Raw genomic sequence first — 1,197 nt, 5'->3', positions numbered from 1 at the left:
CTTTTTCATGTTCTGGCTCCTGCTTAGATGTCGTTACGGATGATAACGTCAAGATTGAAACAATCGCGACGAGACTGCTGATGGCTCAATGGCTCACCACCTGAGGTGCGAGACTTATCATTAAACCAAACGCTACCTGCGCCACCTTGAGATGAGCAGTTTAAGAAGCCATCAGAACAACTATCTAACCAGTTTTGCGTGGTTTCTAGAGCGACTTGGTTCTCGTAGCCAGCACAGTAGCTGTCGCCATCAAACGGTGAAGACTCAACATCTGTACCCACAACCGATTTAAATGTTTTAGGTAACGAAGGACGACCAGATGTACCGAAAAGCCAGTTTGCATTGTAATAAGCCATGTCGCCTTCACGTTGCATTTGTACCGCATCGCTCGCGTAGCCTAACAACCAACCAAGTGTTGATTCAAACACGTTACCGTCAATAACCGCATCAGCAAGAGGTGTTCCTTTGCTTGATGGCGCTAGCGCGATAACTTGTCTTGTTTTGTTGATGATGTTTGGATAGCGCGAATCCCACGTTGGGTTCGACATGATCCAGCGCATAACATTACCACCGTTAGAATGCGTAATAACATTCAACGTTGTAATACCTTGACCGTTAATAAAATTAGTTAATTGACCGGCTAAGCAACCTGCGGCTGCATCTGCCCACATAAATTGCTCAAAGTCACAATTAATTACCGTATAACGATTACCATTGCCAGACATAACGGAATTAACAAAACTTCCCGTCCAGTAATCATTATAGGCATCAGTTTGATGGCCCGTACCGTGTACGAATGCCACCCCCATGTTTGCGCTACTAACGGCGGAGAAGCCTAGTAGCACTAGCGAGCTTAAGATCTTGAAAATTTTCACGTTTTCACTCCAATCTGGTTATAAGAATTGTACTCATATGTTCAGTAATTTGGAGAAATAAGGAAACACCAAATAACCGAAGATGTTAACCATAGGTTAAGTTTATTACCGTGTAAAGATTTTGTAATTAATTTATCCAACTTTTCACATAGATGTAAAATTTAATAACCGTAAAGACAATTAAACTCAAATAAAAAAGGCATTCCGAAGAATGCCTTTAACTATATAAAATAAATGGTGTTTTATTTAGAAAGTATTCTTACCACCAAAAGAGACGTTGCGTGCCAATGTATCCACTAAGCCTAATTGCTTTTGGTCATAC

The 1,197-nt window shown here is 41.1% G+C and carries 1 protein-coding gene; it reads right to left on the bottom strand.

Features of this window, described 5'->3' with window-relative positions; genetic code table 11:
- Positions 1-23: 23 nt before the first annotated feature.
- Entirely contained in the window at positions 24-809 is a 786-nt protein-coding gene (locus HJG39_RS19240) for a hypothetical protein (protein ID WP_268412035.1), read from the bottom strand.
- Between the last annotated feature and the right edge of the window lie 388 nt (positions 810-1,197).

The sequence above is a fragment of the Alteromonas sp. a30 genome (assembly GCF_026788005.1).
Lineage (GTDB): Bacteria > Pseudomonadota > Gammaproteobacteria > Enterobacterales > Alteromonadaceae > Paraneptunicella.
The sequence above is the reverse complement of the archived record's forward strand: the minus strand, read 5'-3'. Positions and strand labels throughout refer to the sequence as shown.